13 protein-coding genes are annotated in these 12,663 nt (G+C 63.3%); 8 read left to right on the plus strand and 5 right to left on the minus strand.

Going from position 1 to position 12,663, the window contains the following annotated elements:
* The first annotated feature begins 364 nt into the window (after positions 1 to 364).
* Positions 365 to 781: a ribonuclease gene (locus tag ACZ9H4_RS11340; RefSeq protein ID WP_408147759.1), complete on the plus strand. Its 417-nt coding sequence runs from the start codon at positions 365 to 367 to the stop codon at positions 779 to 781.
* A gap of 16 nt (positions 782 to 797) precedes the next feature.
* A complete protein-coding gene (locus ACZ9H4_RS11345; RefSeq protein WP_408147760.1) occupies positions 798 to 1,358 on the plus strand; it encodes a barstar family protein in 561 nt (186 codons plus the stop codon).
* A gap of 131 nt (positions 1,359 to 1,489) precedes the next feature.
* Here the strand turns inward: ACZ9H4_RS11345 and ACZ9H4_RS11350 are convergent, their stop codons facing one another.
* From ACZ9H4_RS11350 to speE, 3 genes are all read right to left on the minus strand, one after another.
* On the minus strand, positions 1,490 to 2,230 hold the full coding sequence (locus ACZ9H4_RS11350) for a 16S rRNA (uracil(1498)-N(3))-methyltransferase (protein ID WP_476119069.1): 741 nt from the start codon (positions 2,228 to 2,230) through the stop codon (positions 1,490 to 1,492).
* A 19-nt stretch (positions 2,231 to 2,249) separates the two neighbouring features.
* Complete coding sequence (locus tag ACZ9H4_RS11355) at positions 2,250 to 2,663, minus strand: VOC family protein (protein WP_121315707.1); 414 nt, start codon at positions 2,661 to 2,663, stop codon at positions 2,250 to 2,252.
* A gap of 111 nt (positions 2,664 to 2,774) precedes the next feature.
* Entirely contained in the window at positions 2,775 to 3,647 is an 873-nt protein-coding gene (gene speE / locus ACZ9H4_RS11360) for a polyamine aminopropyltransferase (protein WP_408147764.1), read from the minus strand.
* Positions 3,648 to 3,926: 279 nt separating this feature from the next.
* On the opposite strand from speE, the gene tkt reads away from it, so the two are divergent.
* Positions 3,927 to 5,948, plus strand: a complete 2,022-nt coding sequence (gene tkt, locus ACZ9H4_RS11365; RefSeq protein WP_476119071.1) for a transketolase — start codon at positions 3,927 to 3,929, stop codon at positions 5,946 to 5,948.
* Positions 5,949 to 6,043: 95 nt separating this feature from the next.
* Positions 6,044 to 7,054: a type I glyceraldehyde-3-phosphate dehydrogenase gene (gap, locus tag ACZ9H4_RS11370; RefSeq protein WP_408147768.1), complete on the plus strand. Its 1,011-nt coding sequence runs from the start codon at positions 6,044 to 6,046 to the stop codon at positions 7,052 to 7,054.
* 107 nt (positions 7,055 to 7,161) lie between these two features.
* Here the strand turns inward: gap and ACZ9H4_RS11375 are convergent, their stop codons facing one another.
* Positions 7,162 to 7,854: a FadR/GntR family transcriptional regulator gene (locus ACZ9H4_RS11375; RefSeq protein ID WP_408147769.1), complete on the minus strand. Its 693-nt coding sequence runs from the start codon at positions 7,852 to 7,854 to the stop codon at positions 7,162 to 7,164.
* A gap of 226 nt (positions 7,855 to 8,080) precedes the next feature.
* Here ACZ9H4_RS11375 and ACZ9H4_RS11380 point away from each other — a divergent pair, with 226 nt between their 5' ends.
* From ACZ9H4_RS11380 to ACZ9H4_RS11390, 3 genes are all read left to right on the plus strand, one after another.
* On the plus strand, positions 8,081 to 9,409 hold the full coding sequence (locus ACZ9H4_RS11380) for a C4-dicarboxylate transporter DctA (RefSeq protein ID WP_476119073.1): 1,329 nt from the start codon (positions 8,081 to 8,083) through the stop codon (positions 9,407 to 9,409).
* 135 nt (positions 9,410 to 9,544) lie between these two features.
* Positions 9,545 to 10,555, plus strand: a complete 1,011-nt coding sequence (gene alc, locus ACZ9H4_RS11385) for an allantoicase (RefSeq protein WP_408156465.1) — start codon at positions 9,545 to 9,547, stop codon at positions 10,553 to 10,555.
* Positions 10,556 to 10,567: 12 nt separating this feature from the next.
* Positions 10,568 to 11,080, plus strand: a complete 513-nt coding sequence (locus ACZ9H4_RS11390) for an ureidoglycolate lyase (protein WP_476119075.1) — start codon at positions 10,568 to 10,570, stop codon at positions 11,078 to 11,080.
* A gap of 107 nt (positions 11,081 to 11,187) precedes the next feature.
* On the opposite strand, the gene fur is transcribed toward ACZ9H4_RS11390, so the two are convergent.
* Complete coding sequence (gene fur, locus ACZ9H4_RS11395; RefSeq protein ID WP_035548620.1) at positions 11,188 to 11,616, minus strand: ferric iron uptake transcriptional regulator; 429 nt, start codon at positions 11,614 to 11,616, stop codon at positions 11,188 to 11,190.
* A 158-nt stretch (positions 11,617 to 11,774) separates the two neighbouring features.
* Between fur and ACZ9H4_RS11400 the strand changes: the two genes are divergently transcribed.
* Positions 11,775 to 12,623 (plus strand): outer membrane protein assembly factor BamE, encoded by an 849-nt coding sequence (locus ACZ9H4_RS11400; RefSeq protein ID WP_408147777.1) that lies wholly within the window; start codon positions 11,775 to 11,777, stop codon positions 12,621 to 12,623.
* Positions 12,624 to 12,663 lie beyond the last annotated feature (40 nt).

Raw genomic sequence — 12,663 nt, forward strand, 5'->3', positions numbered from 1 at the left:
ACGGCGTGCCCGCAATGGGCACGCCTCAGGGCAAGCAGGGGATTGCCACCCAAAAAACGGCAATGAGCACATTCCACCTTCACAACGACTGCCGGCGCCGCAGCGCTCGCCACGGCATGAAGGCGCATCCAGGCGACCTGCTGATTAGCCCGAATTTCCCTTCAATTTGCACAGTCAGGCTAAGTTTAGTCCGATTAGGCTAAACACTCTGTCAAAAATCGTCAAAGGCCCGACTGCGGCCTTTTCCACACGATCGAGAACGCTTAGGCTACCCGTCGAACGTTGATTCCAAAGGCCATTAGCGATACCCTTACGACTTTCATGGTCGTCAAACTCGTGATCTAACAGCGGGGAACCCTGATACATGGCACGCAAGTGGCTGCGCATCAAAAGCGTGCTGACCGTTGTTCTTACGCTGTGCGCGTTATCTGGCTCCGTGCCTGGCGCGTTTGCACGCGACTACACGGCGCCCGCCGATGCGAACGCACAAGGGGTGGGTACGGTCGCGCTGGCGCAGTTGCCGCGCGAAGCGGTCAATACATTGAACTTGATTGCCGCGGGCGGGCCTTACCCGTATGAGAAGGACGGCATCGTATTCGGCAATCGCGAAAGGTTGCTGCCGGCCCATCGGCGCGGCTATTACCACGAATACACCGTCCCCACGCCTCGCGCGCGTAATCGCGGGGCGCTTCGCATCGTCTGCGGTGGTCCGCTACAGCGAACCGATAATTGTTACTACTCGGACGACCACTACACCAGTTTTAATCGTATTGTTGAATGACATCGGGATGAACGGTATGAGCGACAACGTCTACGCGCACGACACCGGAGTCGCGACGGATCTTTTCGCGGCCGGCGACGGCAATTTGTTCCAACGCGTCATGAAGATGCGCGCCGGCGATCAGGGCCGCGACAACCAGGGCGAAGCAGGCGCCGTGGTTTCATCGAACGAGGAGCCCATGAGTCTTTTCAAGACCGTGCGACCGAACATCGTGCAGTCGATCCGCGCGTTCCGCGTGCAGGATCTCGCCGACGAGGCCGGCCAACTCGGTCAGCACTTTCTGTACGCGTATTGCGCCAACGCGCTGTCCAAGCAGGAAGTGCTCGAGACCATCGCCACCTCGTTCCTGTTCCCGAAGCATTTTGGCAAGAACTACGACGCGCTCTACGATTGCCTGACCGACCTCGTCCATAAGGCCGGCGCGCAGCCGGGCTTTGTGATCGTGCTCGAACAGTTGCCGGTCGCGCAGAAGTTCGACAAGGAAGGGCGCGAGACCCTACTGGACGTGTTCCGTGAGGCGGCCGAATTCTGGGCCGAGCGCAAGGTGGCGTTCCGCGTGTTTTACTCGTTCGCCTGAATTTTGCCTGACTGGGCATTACGAGTCGCGGTAGACGCCGCAGTGAGAAAGAGCAAAAGGCCCGCCAATCGGCGGGCCTTTTGCTTTTGGCGGGGCTTGCTTGCGCCTACGCGTGGCTGTTGTGCAACTGCTTACCAACCACCCCAGCGAGCCGCCAGCGCGGAAAGCACCGCTATCCCCGCGGTCTCGGTGCGCAGTACGCGTGGTCCGAGGCCGACCGCGGTAAATCCGTGCTCGGTGGCCGCTGCTTCTTCGGCAGCGGAAAAACCGCCTTCGGGGCCGACCAGCACGGTCACGCGGCCGGTCGGAGGTGTGGCCGGCAGCGCCGAAAAACTGATGCTGGCGCGCGGCGATAGCAGAATGCGCAATTCGCCTTCGCCGGGTTCGCGGGACAGCGCGCCCAGCCAGGTGGCGATCTCGCGCACCGGCATGACTTCCGGCAGGCGGTTGCGCCCGCATTGTTCGCACGACGCGCGCACGATGCCTTGCCAATGCGCATGCCGGCGCTGTGCCCGCTCGCCGGAAAGCCGCACGACACTGCGTGTGGTGGTCAGCGGCATGAAGCACGAAGCGCCGAGTTCGACCGCCTTTTCGATCAGCCAGTCCATCTTGTCGCCACTGGCAATGCCTTGCGCGAGCGTGAGGTGATAGGGCGCCTCGACCTCGATCGGGCGGAACTCGTGAATTCTGACTTTGGCCGAGCGGCGTTCTATCTCGACGAGCTCGGCGCTGTACTCGCCGCCCTCGCCGTTGAAAAGCACGATCGAATCACCGGGCTGCAAACGCAGCACCAGAACATGGCGCACGACGTCATCGGGAAGCGGCATGATGTCGTTGGGGTTTAGCGCCGTACCGACGAAAAAGCGGGGCATCAAAAAAATACTCATTAGCTCAGGAAAGGTGGCGAGCGAGCGCCCAGCGGTAGCCGTCCAGATCTTCGACCTGAGCGAACCGGTCGCCCCAGAATTGATCTTGCGGCTCGCTCAGCGATTTTGCACCGGCAGCCAGTGCCCGCGCATAAACCGCGTCGACATCGTCGACATAGACATAGAACGATTGCGGGGCGATTGCGCCCGCGCTTTTGGGTGTTTTCGCAGCCGAGCCGAACGCGCCTTCCGGCGCGAACATCACGATCAACTGGCCTTGATAGGTCATTTCGACGTGCATGACGACACCGTCGTCCTGAACACTGTCGCGAACTTCGAAGCCGAATGCCGCAGAGAAAAACGCAGTCGCGGCACGCGCGTCGCGTACCGTCAGATAGGGGGTCAACCAGGGCACACCGGCTGGGCGGGGGGCGGTCATGGACTTCTCCGGATCTTGAAGGTTTGCGGGACGCATGCTGCGGATTCAGACGGGTGCACCTAACGATGTATCGAGACGCGATCCGACCCAACCGGGCATTGTGCCCACACGTTAGCTTAATGGCTTTAAGAATTGGCCTAGTTTATCGCGCACAGAGCGGGACGCCGAGAAGAGTCCCGCATGCATGGACGGATCGTAGTGTTTCAGCGATCCGATACGCCGAGCGGCGACGCGCTCCGTCAGCGTGTCGGCGGCGAGTTCGGCGGGATCGAGCGTGTCGCTGGCGGTCGCCATCATCCACAGCGAGCCGTAGAGCGGGACGAAGGTGTTCATCGTGCGGACGGCGCTGAAGGCGGCGCGCAGATCGTCGAGCAGGCCGGCGATGCGTCGAGCGTGGAAATAGGGCGAGCCGAGATGGAGCGAGAGTGCGGCGGGCGTACGCATCGTCCGCTTGAGTTGCGCGTAGAAGGCGGGCGTGTACAGGCCGGCGGCGGGCGAATCCGGCGGCGTCAGATCGAACACCACCAGGTCGAACTGCGCCGACGCCGCTGCCGCGACATACCGCGCGGCGTCGCCGACCACCAGTTCGACACGCGGATCGTCGAGTGCGCCGCCGTGCACCTCGGGCAAATGCTCGCGGCTCAGACGGACCACTTCCGCATCCAGCTCCGCTACCACGATGCGTTCGATGTCCGGATGCGCCAGCAACTGCCGCGCGGCGCCGCCGTCGCCGCCGCCCAGCACCAGCGCCGCGCGCGGCGCCGGATGCGCGAGCGCGATCGGATGCGTCATGCACTCGTGGTAGATGAACTCGTCGCCGGTGGACGTCATCGGGCGACCGTCGAGCGTGAAAAGCCGGCCGAGCTGCGGCGTGTCCCACACCTCGATGCGCTGATAGGGCGAATCGACGCGCGCGACGAGCCGCGCATGCGGAAATCCGTAGACGGCGTCGGGACTCGGTTGGAACAGCAGCGGAGCGCTCACGAATGTCGGGGCTCCAGCGGGAGCGCAGTGGGTCGGGTTGTCCGATTGTAAAGCGCGAAGCGCGCCGAGAGCCCGGTATGTGCGGTGAAACTCACAGCCAGGCGGCTTTCCGGGCCGGAGGCGGGGCAACGTTCTGTTAGAATGTCTCGCTTTCAGCCTTGTCCGTTTGCTCTGCCCGTTTCGCGCTCCTGGCGCCGCATCGTGCGCCGAAGCGAACTGGCATTCGAGCTCCCGGTCCTCAAGCGCGCACCGCTTTCTGACTCTGTCTCCGGACTCGACATGACGACCTCGTCTCCCGCACCCACCTCTTTGATGGCCAACGCAATCCGCGCGTTGTCCATGGACGCCGTTCAAAAAGCGAATTCCGGTCACCCGGGCATGCCGATGGGCATGGCCGAAGTCGGCGTGGCTTTGTGGTCGCGTCATCTGCGTCACAACCCGAAGAACCCGCAGTGGGCTGACCGCGACCGTTTCGTGCTGTCGAACGGCCACGGCTCGATGTTGCTGTACTCGCTGCTGCACCTGACCGGCTACGATCTGCCGATGGAAGAGCTGAAGAACTTCCGCCAGATGCATTCGAAGACGCCGGGCCACCCGGAATACGGCATCACGCCGGGCGTTGAAACCACCACCGGCCCGCTCGGCCAGGGTCTCGCGAACGCGGTCGGCATGGCGCTCGCCGAGTCGCTGCTCGCCACCGAATTCAACAAGCCCGACGCGAAGATCGTCGATCACCACACGTATGTGTTCGTCGGCGACGGCTGCCTGATGGAAGGCATCTCGCACGAAGCGTGTTCGCTGGCCGGCGTGCTGAAGCTGAACAAGCTGATCGCGTTCTACGACGACAACGGCATCTCGATCGACGGCGAAGTGGTGCATTGGTTCCACGACGACACGCCCAAGCGCTTCGCAGCGTACGGCTGGAACGTGATCCCGAACGTGGTCGGCCACGACGTCGACGCAGTGGACGCCGCGATCAAGCAGGCCAAGCTGTCCGACAAGCCGACGCTGATCTGCTGCAAGACCGTGATCGGCGAAGGCTCGCCGAACAAGGCCGGCAGCCATGATTCGCACGGCTCGGCGCTCGGCGACAAGGAAGTCGCGGCCACGCGCGAAGCGATCGGCTGGAAGTGGGAGCCGTTCGTGATTCCGCAGGAAGTCTACGCGGCGTGGGATGCGAAGGAAGCCGGCGCGCACGTCGAAGGCGAATGGGACAAGGCATTTGCGGCCTACGCGGCCAAATACCCGCAGGAAGCGGCCGAATTCAAGCGCCGTGACGCGAAGCAACTGCCGGCGGACTGGAAAGAAAAAGCGAAGGCGATCATCGCCGGCGCGAACGAGCGCGCGGAAACCATCGCGACGCGTAAGGCATCGCAGCAGGCCATCGAAGGTTTGTCGGTCGTGCTGCCCGAACTGCTCGGCGGTTCCGCCGACCTGACCGGCTCGAACCTGACCAACTGGAAGGCCGCGAAGCCGGTGCGCGTGAATGCGGAAGGCAAGGCTGCCGGCAACTACGTGAACTACGGCGTGCGCGAATTCGGCATGAGCGCCGCGATCAACGGCGTTGCGCTGCATGGCGGCTTCAAGGCGTTCGGCGGCACGTTCCTGACGTTCTCGGACTACAGCCGCAACGCGCTGCGCGTTGCCGCGCTGATGAAAGCGCCGTCCATTTTCGTGTTCACGCACGACTCGATCGGTCTGGGCGAAGACGGCCCGACCCACCAGTCGATCGAACACGTCGCGAGCCTGCGCCTGATTCCGAACCTGCAAGTGTGGCGCCCGGCCGACACCGTCGAAACGGCGGTGGCCTGGACCCACGCGGTCGAACATCACGGCCCGTCGTGCCTGATCTTCAGCCGTCAGAACCTGGCGTTCTCGGAACGCACGGACGCGCAGATCGCCAACATCGAGAAGGGCGGCTACGTGCTGCGCGACTGGAACGACGAGATCGTCGCGCGCAAGATCATCCTGATTGCCACCGGCTCGGAAGTCGAGCTGGCGCTGAACGCAATCGAGCCGCTGGCACGCGAAGGCATCGCGGCGCGCGTCGTGTCGATGCCGTCGACCACGGTGTTCGACAAGCAGGACGCCGAGTACCGCGAGCGCGTGCTGCCGCACGGCGTGCGCCGCGTCGCGGTCGAAGCGGGCGTGACGGATTTCTGGCGCAAGTACGTGGGTCTGGAAGGCGGCGTGGTCGGGATCGACACGTTCGGCGAATCGGCCCCGGCTGGCGTGCTGTTCAAGCATTTTGGCTTCACCGTCGAGCACGTGGTAGAGACGGCTAAAGCCGCACTCGGCTGATATGGAGCAGGCGTTGCCGCATGGCGTGCGAACGTGCGGCAACGCAGCCTGTCAGACGAACGAGACGTATTTTTTCAGCCATCAGGAGATAGACCATGACGATTCGCGTCGCAATCAACGGCTACGGCCGGATCGGCCGCAATACCCTGCGCGCCTTCTATGAAAACGGCAAGAAGCACGATATCGAAATCGTCGCCATCAATGATCTCGGCGATGCCAAGACCAACGCTCACCTGACGCAATACGACACGGCGCACGGCAAGTTTCCGGGCGAAGTATCGGTGGACGGCGACTACCTGGTCGTCAACGGCGACAAGATCCGCGTGCTGGCCAACCGCAACCCGGCCGAACTGCCGTGGGGCGAGCTGAACGTCGATGTCGTGATGGAATGCACGGGCTTTTTCACGACCAAGGAAAAGGCTAGCGCGCACATCAAGGGCGGCGCAAAGAAGGTCATCATCTCGGCGCCGGGCGGCAAGGACGTCGACGCAACGATCGTCTACGGCGTGAACCACAACGTGCTGAAGGCATCGGACACGGTGATCTCGAACGCATCGTGCACGACGAACTGCCTGGCACCGCTCGTCAAGCCGCTGAACGACAAGATCGGCCTCGTGAACGGCCTGATGACGACGATCCACGCCTACACGAACGACCAGGTTCTGACCGACGTGTACCACGAAGATCTGCGCCGCGCGCGCTCGGCGACGCACAGCCAGATCCCGACCAAGACCGGCGCGGCTTCGGCGGTCGGTCTCGTGCTGCCGGAACTGAACGGCAAGCTGGACGGCTACGCGATTCGTGTCCCGACGATCAACGTGTCGGTCGTCGATCTGTCGTTCATCGCCGCGCGCGACACGACGGTCGAAGAAGTCAACGCGATCATGAAGGAAGCGTCGGAAGGCGCGCTGAAGGGCATCCTCGGCTACAACGATGCACCGCTCGTGTCGATCGACTTCAACCACAACCCGGCTTCGTCGACGTTCGACTCGACGCTGACCAAGGTGTCGGGCCGTCTGGTGAAGGTGTCGAGCTGGTACGACAACGAGTGGGGTTTCTCGAACCGCATGCTGGACACGGCTGTGGCGCTCGCCAACGCGAAGTAAGTTATCGCGCCTCCCTCGTGCGCTCTGCGCTGTGAAGCCGGTCTCGGGCGGCACGGCAGGGCAAGGCAAGGCAAGGGCAAAAAAAGCCGCTCCTCGGAGCGGCTTTTTTACATCTGCGGCGTGGGGAAATGAACGCCGGCGCGTTGCGCCGCGTTCGAGATGTGGGTTTCGATCGCCTTGCCCGCCGCCGCGGAGTCGCGGGCGCTGAGCGCGTCCAGAATCGCGCGATGCTCGGTGTACGTGGATAGCACCAGCTCCCGCCGGTAAAACGGCATCCGCTGGCTTTCCTTCATGATTTCCGCGCTGCTTTGCAGGATCGATTCGATTGCCGCATTGCCGGCAATGCTCACGATCCGCATGTGGAACGCGTAGTCGAGGCGCGCGGCTTCGTCGAGTTCGTCGCAGGCGAGCGCGGTTTGCATCTCCGTGATGTTGTTCTCGAACCAGGCGAGGTCGGCGTCGCTCACGGCGAGCGCCGCCATGCGCGCGACGAAGCCTTCCAGCGCGAAGCGCATCTGATAAGTGTCCGGCAGCGACGACTGCTCGGCGAAACGCCACGATTGCGCAGCCGCGGCCTGCGCGCTTTCCACATACACGCCCTTGCCGGGCCGGATCACCAGCAGACCGAGCGCCTCGAGCGTGGAGAGCGCCTCGCGCAGCGACGCGCGGCTGATCGACAGTTCTTCGGAAAGTTGACGTTGCGCCGGCAGCAGACTGCCCACCGGATAGTCGCCCGCTTCGATCCGTTCGCGGATGGTCGCGATGGCGGCATCGGTGACGGTATGCGGAACGTTTTTCATCGTGGCTCACAGGGTGGCGCGGTCTGACCAGCATTGTAATACGCTGTCTGAACACGTGCGCCGTCACGCGGACGAGAATGGTGACCCGACCCGAAACGGCTGGAAAAACAACGGGTAAACACTGTTCTATGAATCCTTGACGCCAGTATATCGGCTTCCTACTATTGGCCATAACAGCACTGGTCGGACCAGTCTGAACAGGTAAGATCGAAACCAGGAGGAAGCCGTGTTGAAATTTTTCAATTCGCTGTTTGGCCGGGTCGTCATAGCGCTGGTGGCGGGCATTGTGATCGGCGCGGTTTATCCGCATTTCGCGCAATCGCTGCGGCCACTCGGCGACGGCTTTCTCAAGCTGATCAAGATGGTGATCGGTCCGATCGTGTTCTGCGTGGTGGTGAGCGGCATGGCGCATGCCGGCGATCTGCGCAAGGTCGGGCGCGTCGGGCTGAAGGCGGTGGTCTACTTCGAAATCATGACGACGATCGCGCTCGTGATCGGCGCGGTGCTCGCCTACGTCACGCGACCCGGCGTCGGCATGAACATCGATCTACGTTCACTCGATCCGGCCTCGCTCGCCACCTACACCGCGCACGCGAAGAGCCTGAAAGACACTGCCGGCTTCCTGCTGAAAATCATTCCCGACACGGCGATCAACGCATTCGCGACCGGCGACATTCTGCAGATTCTGGTGTTTTCGGTGTTGTTCGGCTCGGCGCTGTCGCTGCTCGGCAAGAAGGCGCAGCGCGTGAGCAGCCTGATCGACGAACTGTCGCAGGTGTTTTTCCGCGTAATGGGCTTCATCATCAAACTTGCGCCGCTCGGCGTGCTCGGTGCGATTGCATTCACGACCGGCACCTACGGCGTCGAGTCGCTCAAGCAGCTCGGCATGCTGGTGCTCGTGTTCTACGCGAGCTGTTTCGTGTTCGTCGCGGTGGTGCTGGGTGTCGTGATGCGGCTCGCCGGCTTCAGCCTCTTCAAGCTGATTCGCTATCTGCGCGAGGAACTGTCGATCGTGCTCGGTACGGCATCGTCGGACGCCGTGCTGCCGCAGATCATGCGCAAGCTCGAATGGATGGGCGTGAAGGATTCGACCGTCGGCCTCGTGATTCCGACCGGCTATTCATTCAATCTCGACGGTTTTTCGATCTATCTGACCCTGGCGGTGATCTTCATCGCACAGGCCACCAACACGCCGTTGTCGATGCACGACCTGATCGTGGTGGTGCTGGTGTCGCTCGTGACGTCGAAGGGCGCGCACGGTATTCCCGGCTCGGCCATCGTGATTCTGGCGGCGACCTTGTCCGCGATTCCGGCGATTCCCGTGCTCGGGCTTGTGCTGATCCTGCCGGTGGACTGGTTCGTCGGCATTGCCCGCGCATTGACCAACCTGATCGGCAACTGCGTCGCGACGGTGGTGGTGGCCGTATGGGAAAACGACATCGACCGGGCGCGCGCTCATCGCGTGCTGAACCGCGACGCGGCCTTGCGTTACGTGCCGGCGGGGGATGACGCGGGCGCCGAGCCGATCGCTGGCGAACACGCCCAGGCGATCTGACGCGAGCTGCCCGACACACGCGACAGATCCGCTATCTGAACCGAGATTTCGCGCGCCGACGCGCGCGCTTTCCACAGCGGCGGATACCGTGACTCCGCCGCTTGTCCTTCATCTTTCCGCAGCCTGACCGAGACTATGGCCAATCCGATCCTCGACCCCAACGCTCCTGCCTTCACGCGCCGCTACATGAACCTCGCCGACCCGCGTCTGGGCGCGAAGGCGCTCTTCGCCAGCGACGAATTCTTCGCGCCGAAGGAACGCATGCTCGAACCGCAGCCGGCGGTCTTCATCCCCGGCAAATACGACGACCATGGCAAGTGGATGGACGGCTGGGAAACCCGCCGCAAACGCACCACCGGTCACGACCATTGCGTGATCCGGCTCGCGCGGCCGGGCGTCGTGTACGGCGTCGACATGGATACGAGCCACTTCACCGGCAATTTCCCGCCCGCCGCGTCGATCGACGCCTGTTATGCGGACGGCGACGTGCCGCCCGACAATGCCGACTGGCAAACGCTCGTGCCGGCCACCACGCTGCAGGGCAACCAGCACCACTACGTCGAAGTGAACGACGCGCGTGCGTTTACTCATCTGCGTGTGAATCTGTATCCGGACGGCGGCCTCGCGCGGCTACGCGTGTACGGCCAACCGAAGCGCGACTGGGAGCGAGTCGAGCGCGGCACGCTGCTGGATCTCGCCGCGATCGAAAACGGCGCGTACCTCGTCGCCGCGAATAACCAGCACTTTGGACCGGCTTCGCAGATGCTGATGCCGGGCCGCGGCGTCAACATGGGCGACGGCTGGGAAACGCGACGCCGCCGCGAGCCGGGCAACGATTGGGCGATCGTTGCGCTGGCGCGACCGGGCGTGATCCGCAAGGTCGAAGTGGACACCGCGCATTTCAAGGGGAATTTCCCCGACCGCTGTTCGCTGCAGGCGGCGTCGGTCACGGGCGGCACGGACGACTCGCTCGTCACGCAGGCGATGTTCTGGCCGGTGCTGCTCGGCGAACAGAAGCTGCAAATGGACCACGTCCACACCCTCGCGGACGGCCTTGCGTCGCTGGGGCCGGTCACGCACGTGCGTTTCAATATCTTTCCGGACGGCGGCGTGTCGCGCCTGCGTCTGTGGGGCGAGATCGCTTAATGGAGCCGCGTGATGAAGACATTGCAGATGGAACGTTTGACGCGGGCGTCCTTCGCACCGTTCGGCGAAGTCATCGAGCTGGACGGCGCGCGCCATTTCGCGATCAATGGCGGCACGACCGAGCGCTATCACGATCTCGCTGCCGTCGACGTGACGGCGCAGGGCGGCCGCCCGCTGATCAACCTGTTTCGCGCGCAGCCGCGCACGCTGCCGGTCGACATCACGATGATGGAGCGGCATCCGCTCGGCAGCCAGGCTTTCATTCCCTTACGACAGGGCCGCTACCTGGTGGTGGTCGCGCCGCCGGGCGAGTTCGATCCGGCGCGTATGCGGGCCTTCTGGACCGACGCCTGGCAGGGCGTGAACTACGCAAAAGGAGTCTGGCATCACCCGCTGCTGGCGCTCGATCAGGTGAGCGACTTCGTGGTGGTCGATCGTGGCGGCGAAGGCAACAATTGCGATGAACTGCCATTAGCCGAGCCGTGGCGGCTGGCGTTTGAAATAAGCGCCGAACTTATCGCATAGCAGCACATAGACCGCCGCCGTGAACGTAAAAAGACCCGGCCGATTCACATCGGCCGGGTCTTTTTCATTGCCGCCTCGCGCACCCCGGCGCGAGCGGCGCAACGGCGTCAATGCTTGCGATGCGGGCAATTCTCCTTCGTACAGGCGCCATACAGCGCCAACGCGTGTTCCTGCAGCTTGAAGCCGCGTTCCTTCGCAATAGATTGTTGACGGCTCTCGATTTCGGCATCGAAAAACTCTTCCACAAGCCCGCAGTCGAGACACACGAGATGGTCGTGATGCGACCCTTCGTTGAGTTCGAACACCGCCTTGCCCGATTCGAAATTGCTGCGCGAGAGCAGACCCGCCTGCTCGAATTGCGTCAGCACGCGATACACGGTTGCGAGGCCGATATCGAGTTCCTCGTGCAGGAGGTTGCGGTACACGTCTTCGGCCGTCAGATGACGTACCGGGCTGTGCTGAAAAATCTCAAGAATTTTGAGGCGCGGAAGGGTCGCCTTGAGCCCGATATTCTTGAGATCGGTTGGATTGGTCATGACAAGGGATCCCTAGAGTACAATGCTGGGCTCTCATAGTAATGTGTTTTTGCCGTTCTGGTCATCTTCGATGGAATGAAACTCGCGCGGCCCGCCAGCGGGCCCGCACGGTGAGTGAAATGATTTCAAAATCTCAATTGATCTACCGGGGGAGCCGCATGCGGGGTACCTTGATCGCTGTTGCGACTGTCGCGGTTCTTGCCGGATGTTCCACGTACGACAGCCTCACGCAGCGAGTCGCGCAAAGCATCACGCCGTACCGGATCACGGTGGTGCAAGGCAATTTCGTTTCGAGTGAAATGGCGTCGCAAATGAAGGTCGGCATGACGCGCGCGCAGGTGCGCCAACTGCTCGGCACGCCGCTTTTGACCGACATGTTCCACGCGGACCGCTGGGACTACGTGTTCTATTTCAAGCGCGGCTCGACCGCTATCGTGCAGCAGCGCGACTTCGTCGTGTTCTTCTCGGGTGACATCGTCGCGAGCTGGACGGGTGGCGACGACTTGCCGTCCAACCTCGAATTGCTGGCCGAGATCGACGGCGACCGCCGTGGCAACCGAAGGGCGGTGGCGAACGCGCCGAGCGCGGCCAGCGCCGCCGAGGCGAATGCCGCAAGCGCGCCGGCGGCCACGGCGCAAGCCCCGGCCACGCCGGACACCGCGCGTTCGCCGTCGGTCGAGGGCGCCGCCGCAGCCGGCGCGCCGTCCATGGACGCCAACGCGGAGGCCGCGCAAGCCGCCAATCGTGCGACCAATGCGGTGCAGTCGCCGTCGAACGGGCCGTCGTCGGTGCGTTCCACGGCGCCGACCGCGAACGGGGGGGGCGTGCCGTCGCAAGGGCCGACCTCCGGCGGGCAGCCGCAGTTCCAGTTCCACCGTCCGCCGCCGCCGGGCCCGACCACGCAGAGCAATCCGGTCGGACCGACGGGCCCGCAAAGCAGCAACAGCGGCTCGACGTCCAACGCGCCAGTGACGTCGTCGCCGTCGACATCGGGAACGGGCGACTAATCTCGCTGTCCTTGCTTTAAGGCGGGCACGGCGCCATGCG

Source organism: Paraburkholderia sp. TE9906, from assembly GCF_056279605.1.

Coding starts and splice junctions, on each gene's coding strand:
- tkt (WP_476119071.1), top strand. CDS start 3,927: ATGACGACCTCGTCTCCCGCACCCACCTCTTTGATGGCCAACGCAATC.
- ACZ9H4_RS11340 (WP_408147759.1), top strand. CDS start 365: ATGGCACGCAAGTGGCTGCGCATCAAAAGCGTGCTGACCGTTGTTCTT.
- alc (WP_408156465.1), top strand. CDS start 9,545: ATGGCCAATCCGATCCTCGACCCCAACGCTCCTGCCTTCACGCGCCGC.
- ACZ9H4_RS11375 (WP_408147769.1), bottom strand. CDS start 7,854: ATGAAAAACGTTCCGCATACCGTCACCGATGCCGCCATCGCGACCATC.
- ACZ9H4_RS11400 (WP_408147777.1), top strand. CDS start 11,775: ATGCGGGGTACCTTGATCGCTGTTGCGACTGTCGCGGTTCTTGCCGGA.
- ACZ9H4_RS11345 (WP_408147760.1), top strand. CDS start 798: ATGAGCGACAACGTCTACGCGCACGACACCGGAGTCGCGACGGATCTT.
- ACZ9H4_RS11350 (WP_476119069.1), bottom strand. CDS start 2,230: ATGCCCCGCTTTTTCGTCGGTACGGCGCTAAACCCCAACGACATCATG.
- ACZ9H4_RS11355 (WP_121315707.1), bottom strand. CDS start 2,663: ATGACCGCCCCCCGCCCAGCCGGTGTGCCCTGGTTGACCCCCTATCTG.
- gap (WP_408147768.1), top strand. CDS start 6,044: ATGACGATTCGCGTCGCAATCAACGGCTACGGCCGGATCGGCCGCAAT.
- ACZ9H4_RS11390 (WP_476119075.1), top strand. CDS start 10,568: ATGAAGACATTGCAGATGGAACGTTTGACGCGGGCGTCCTTCGCACCG.
- fur (WP_035548620.1), bottom strand. CDS start 11,616: ATGACCAATCCAACCGATCTCAAGAATATCGGGCTCAAGGCGACCCTT.